The sequence below is a fragment of the Mesorhizobium delmotii genome, assembly GCF_900149755.1.
Taxonomy (GTDB): domain Bacteria; phylum Pseudomonadota; class Alphaproteobacteria; order Rhizobiales; family Rhizobiaceae; genus Mesorhizobium; species Mesorhizobium delmotii.
In genome coordinates, this window is sequence record NZ_FUIG01000040.1 from 1 (window position 1) to 4,530 (window position 4,530).

The window sequence follows — 4,530 nt, forward strand, 5'->3', positions numbered from 1 at the left end:
ATATGAGGCCAATTAATCGCGACGCGCTTTAGCATATATGGCGAACGTAAATCATCTGGCCGCAGGCGACCGAAATTGTCCGGGGCTTCCGGACTTATCACCCATCCCCGATAGTCGGCCCATGAGCTATCAGAAGCTGCTGCCAATGTTTCAACCACACTGCTCTGTGCGGGTACGCGTTTCAACAGCGGGCGCACTTTGGCCCAAGCGTTGCGTCCCCATAAGTTATCCTTCCCAAATTGCGCATCGGGACGATGGTACTGGGATCCAACTCTCTCAGCGACAGCTTGGGCGGCATCCTCGATCCGCGGATTTCAGGAAAAGTTGGGGTATTTATATGTTGAGCATTCATGAGATTGCCCGGGGGCGGAGCAGTCGCGGCGGGCGCGCCTGCGGCGGCGACGACAGAAGCTGGGGCCGAGATGCTGCGGCAGGGTGGGACAGCGGCGGACGCGGCGGTGGCGGCTGCTTTGGCCCTATGTGTTGCCGACCCTGCGAATGCAAGTTTATTGGAACGATGCCATATCGTACTGCGGACGCGTGAAGGGCGCTTTGCCGCGATCGACGGAGCGAGCGCAATTCCGTCTTGCCTGCCAGAAACCCTGGGCACTGGACCATTGGTTACGCTGCGATCCCGTGCTTGCCGCAGGGGCTCGAAAGACCCCATGCAGAGTATGGCCGGCTGCCGCTTGCTGTAGTCGCTGCGCCGGGGAACGGCTAGCTGACGAGGGTTTTATCCCGCCACACCACTTGGCCGCTGCTTGGGCTCTGAATGCCGACGCACTGGCGAAGGGCGGTGCCGGGCCTTATCTCAAGGATGCGAGACCACCGGCCCGTTTCCGCCATATCCGTCTCGCGGCGTTGCTGCGGGCCTTTGGTGAATGCAGCGCCGCGGCAATCACCAGCGGAGAGACCGCTCGGAGCTTGGCAGATGGAGTTCGTTCCCGTGGCGGACATTGGCGCGCGGAAGATCTCGCGGCGAATGCAGCCTTGGACGGTGAGGTCCTCTACACCAGCTTCCGCGACTGTGAGGTCATCACAATCGGCCGTCAGGGCTGGGGCCACACCCTAATTGAGTTGCTATCCATCCTGGATCACTTGCCTCTTTTTGGCGATAATCTGACGGGCGCCGAAGCCTGCCGTTTGATTGCTGTCATCGAAACCTGCTTTGCGGACCGACCCCAGCGGCTCGGCTCGCTCGAAGCCAAACCGGGCGGCCTTGCGTTCGAGACCCTCATTGCCCCCGACTTCGTTGCCGCCCGAGCCGCGGAGATCGCGCGGCGCATGGCCGAGGACTCGCCCGCCGTTGCACCCGACGAAGCGCCGACTACGAAGGTGACAGAGGGCAAAGACACTACGCATCTTTCGGCGCTCGACGCGGAGGGCGCGACTGTGGCGCTGTCCATGTCGATCGGTCCCTATTTTGGGCTTCGCGCGACGGATGCGGCGTTCGGCCTGCTCCCGCGATCCGGTACCCAGAGCTCGTGACGTCACGGAGATGTCACCGGTAATCGTCACGCGGAGTGACCGCGTGCTCCTTTCTGTCGGTTGCTGCAGGTAGCGAGCGTATTCCCGGCGCAATCGTCCAAACGATCGTCAACGTAGTCGACCGCGGATTCAGTTTGGTCGAAGCGCTACGAGCGCCGAGGGTGAGTGTGTCGGAAAGCGACGTGCGCGCTTATGTCGACGTAGGACCCGAGGCGATCGCCACGCTTCGCGCACGCTGGCCCGGTCTGGAGGTGAGCGGCGTGGGAGGACATCACCTCGGCGTCGTCCAGGCGGTTGGACAAAATGCGGACGGTTTTCCCGATGGTGCTGCCGACGCTGCGTGGGACGGCACATGCGTTGTGGTGCCACCGTCAGCCTGAAATCCTGGAAAGTAAGAGATTTCGAGATAAACGCGACGCCCTTTTGGGTGGGCCAAATTAACGCCTGTTCCTCCAAATAACGATCCCATCCGTGGTTAAACCGCCCTGGCTTTCCCAGAGGCTCCGGCTTGTGAGAAGTAGGCGTCTATAATAGGGAGTACTATATTGCAATTCGGGATCTGCTGGCCTTCTTATGTGCCTCCGCTTGGCTCCCAAGCACGTGTCGGCGCCTCTCGTGGGAGACGCCACACGCCCCGCCCTCCCTACAAACTCCGGCGGGTCATCAAACCGCCACAGAGCCCACCCTGAGTTCCTTCGCCTCCTTACTGCGGTGAGCCTCCAACGGCGTCAGCCTGCAGCGGTTACTTTGCTTATTAGCTCGCGAATCTCGGGATAATCACCGTTACGCCGAGCTCGGTGTAAGGCGCATTGTTTGGACCTCGTTTCCCATTTGGAACGGCGCGCGGGCGGCGCAGCCTGCCGGTATTCGCGGAGCTCTCCTCGACAATCCGGATCTTCTCCTCAATCCGTCCAGTGCCGACGGGGTCGGCCGTCATTACCGAAAAGGGGCACCAACCCGAAGCCGGCATCAAAGCAACCGGTGCAGGGACTTGAGCAAGCTCTTGGGCATCGTTGTGATCGGTCTTGGGACGAGCTGAGCATCAGATGGAAGAAATATCCGGGTTCCCAGTGGCATTTCAATCCGCTGAGGTTTGTGATTCTGTTTCAGCGGCGGCCGCAATTTGCCGCAAACTCTCCTCGTCCAAGTGCTACCAATTCCAAAGCGTCGAAGCTTGCTCAGGCCTTGGGTAGAGAGCGAGAGGTCAGCCCCTGTGCATGGCTTCGCCGAAGGCCCGTTGGCCCCGGCTCCGGCCGCGCGTCAGGCCGGCTTAATGCTAACCTCGCCGTAAGCGGAGACCCGTATGTCTAGAAATTCGATCCCCCGCGTCCGGGTCAAGGGCGACCCCTTCTCTATAGGCTTCGCGATCGGGCGGGCCAGCGAATTCGGCTTCCTCGAAGGCGCCCTGCGCACCGACCAATATAGGGCGCTGGACGCCCGCTGGCGCGGGTCAGAATACCTGAAGACGCTAGAATCTGCGGCACGCGTTGCCTATCCCCGTATCGTGCGCGAGATCGAGGGGATCGCGGCGGGCGCCGGACAGGATTTCGAAGCGATCTTCCTTTGGAACTGCCGGGGCGACCTACGGCTTCCCGAGGATGTCCCCCCGGCGACGAAAGCGGTCGCCGCCACAGGCTGCACCTCGCTCCTGATTCCGGCGGAAGGCGACGGCCCAGCAGTAATCGCCCATAACGAGGACGGCGCGGCGGAGTTTCTCGGCGCCTGTCTCTGGGTTGAGGTCGAGCCCGACGAGGGCCCGGCCTGGAAGAGCTTCGCCTATCCCGCCACGCTGGCGGGAGATTTCGGCTTGAACGAGGCCGGGCTCGTCCAGGCCAACAACAACATCAGTCCTAACGATCTTCAGCCTGGGGTGCCGCGGCGGATCATATGCCGCGCGATCCTTGACGCGGGAGGGCTGGACGAAGCGCTCGAAATCCTGAAGCGCAAGGACCGTGCCTGCGGCTTTCATCACAATCTCGGTGAGGCGAAGACGCGCCGGCTCGTCTCTGTCGAGGCCCCAGCCTCGGGCTGCGCCGTTCGGGAGGTCGCCTCACCCCGAGCTCACGCCAACCACCTGCTCTTCGAGGAATTCGACGGCCTGGAGCAGACGATCACCCTCTCTTCCCGTAAGCGCCAGGAGGCGGCGGACCGGATGATCGCGAAAGGCGCGCTCGCGGGCGGCCCGGAGGCAGTGCTCTTCGACGAGACCACCCCGATCTATGGCAACAAGGACCGGCGAGACGATAAAGCTCAGACCCTCGCCACCAGCGTCTTCGCGCTTTTCCCTGATCGCGTCGAATGGCGCGTGCACGCCGCGCCGAGCGAGTGCGACGCACTTAGCGGAACGATGCGCGTCGTCTAGTCCTCCGCCGCGACCGTCGAGCGGTCGGCGCTCCCCTGCGAAAGGATATCTCCCATCGCGGTGACAAGCCCGCCCTGGCTGGGAGCGGCATGGAAAGCGCTAAGAAGCTGAGCCGCGCTGAATACAGGCGCGTTTGATCTGCCCTGGCATGCCCCCCACGATTCCGAGAAGCGCTCATTCGCGCAGAATGGAGGTAGCCAGCGCCCTCAGACCTCCTGAACGTTCCACATCGCGAGGCTGCGGCATCTCATCAGTCCAGTGAGCGTCTAGCTTCGCGCGATTGGCGAGACAGACTGACCCAGCAAGATGGGTCAGATGAGCACGCGGCCTGCCGCTTATGCCCCCGCTCACAATCTTAGAGTGTTGTTGGTTCAAATCGCTCAGTCGCAGGCAGTACGCAGGCGCAACTGGTCTCTAGTGCAGCTGGTCTCTAGTAAAGTCACAAGTGCGCCAATATTGTTGAAAAAGTCCTCGGCCAAACCATCCAAGCGGCTCGCGCAGAACATTATTCCACGAGGTCTCGGATCATGAATCCTGATTCCAAGAAGAGCCTCGCCAAGAAATAGAATTCTATCGTCGGCGCTTGCTTTGTGGCGCGCCAGACTTTTTCAACAATATCCGCCACTTCCTTACGTTTCCTTCAGGCTAGGCGTTCAGTTCTGGGCTGTGAATGACCGGCA

At 61.6% G+C, this 4,530-nt stretch carries 4 protein-coding genes; all 4 read left to right on the plus strand.

Going from position 1 to position 4,530, the window contains the following annotated elements:
• Positions 1 to 422: 422 nt before the first annotated feature.
• The 4 genes from BQ8482_RS40670 to BQ8482_RS23165 all read left to right on the plus strand — a co-directional run bounded on the left by BQ8482_RS40670 (position 423) and on the right by BQ8482_RS23165 (position 3,850).
• Positions 423 to 698 carry a gamma-glutamyltransferase gene (locus tag BQ8482_RS40670; RefSeq protein ID WP_208867818.1) on the plus strand — a complete coding sequence of 92 codons (276 nt, stop codon included), beginning with the start codon at positions 423 to 425 and terminating at the stop codon, positions 696 to 698.
• The gene (locus BQ8482_RS23150; protein ID WP_425294124.1) at positions 637 to 1,488 is read left to right on the plus strand and encodes a gamma-glutamyltransferase; all 852 of its coding nucleotides are present in this window, start codon (positions 637 to 639) and stop codon (positions 1,486 to 1,488) included. Before BQ8482_RS40670 ends, BQ8482_RS23150 begins: the two co-directional genes overlap by 62 nt.
• A gap of 161 nt (positions 1,489 to 1,649) precedes the next feature.
• A complete protein-coding gene (locus tag BQ8482_RS40365) occupies positions 1,650 to 1,868 on the plus strand; it encodes a hypothetical protein (RefSeq protein ID WP_342210980.1) in 219 nt (72 codons plus the stop codon).
• 923 nt (positions 1,869 to 2,791) lie between these two features.
• Positions 2,792 to 3,850: a C45 family autoproteolytic acyltransferase/hydrolase gene (locus BQ8482_RS23165; RefSeq protein WP_123149726.1), complete on the plus strand. Its 1,059-nt coding sequence runs from the start codon at positions 2,792 to 2,794 to the stop codon at positions 3,848 to 3,850.
• Positions 3,851 to 4,530: the final 680 nt, after the last annotated feature.

Bases quoted from the DNA above. Each gene is read 5' to 3' on its own strand.
- BQ8482_RS40670 (WP_208867818.1), top strand. From the start codon at position 423: ATGCTGCGGCAGGGTGGGACAGCGGCGGACGCGGCGGTGGCGGCTGCT.
- BQ8482_RS23165 (WP_123149726.1), top strand. From the start codon at position 2,792: ATGTCTAGAAATTCGATCCCCCGCGTCCGGGTCAAGGGCGACCCCTTC.